This is a genomic window from Candidatus Symbiothrix dinenymphae (assembly GCF_001431085.1).
In genome coordinates, this window is record NZ_BBRU01000270.1 from 1 (window position 1) to 558 (window position 558).

The 558-nt window shown below is 51.1% G+C and carries 1 protein-coding gene; it reads right to left on the bottom strand.

Annotated features, from left to right (window positions below; translation table 11 throughout):
• The coding region (locus tag ASC50_RS03520; protein ID WP_226995374.1) for a hypothetical protein at positions 1-558 on the bottom strand (558 nt) is incomplete at both ends.

A 558-nucleotide genomic window follows, 5' to 3' on the forward strand; every position in this document is an offset into this window, starting at 1 on the left:
GCACAGTGGCATTCTTGCTGATGGGAGTATATCGCTTCCCGTTCTGCGACTTTTCCACCACATAGCTATTATATATGTGGTTCAAATACAGGATGTTCCACGACAGTTGCACCTTTTTATCTTCCCAACGCGCAGTCAAATCAATCGGCTGCGGCAAGGCTTGATATTCGGACAAACCGGTAAAGGCAAAAGCGGTATCCACAGTCGCACCAATGCTGTCAGGCGCAGCAATGTAGATTTTGTACAAGTATTTTTCATCGGGCTTTGCTGTTTTGTCCACCGCAAACAAGCCCGAAAGCCGCGCCGCCAACACAGACTGGTCGGCAGCGAATAAAGCCATCGAAAAGCGGTTTTGCTCCTCCTTATACTTTTGGGCAATGGCAGAGGGACCGGCGAGCGGCATGGCTGGCGACTCCCCAAAAATGCACTCCGCAGCAATAGACACATATTTATCATCTTCGTAAGGCTCCCATTCTGCCGCCGGAGCCGGTGTCTGCGGCACCGGAGTAAGCTGCCAAAACTCCCTCTCATCCAGCAGTTTACCTTTACGCAAAAGGG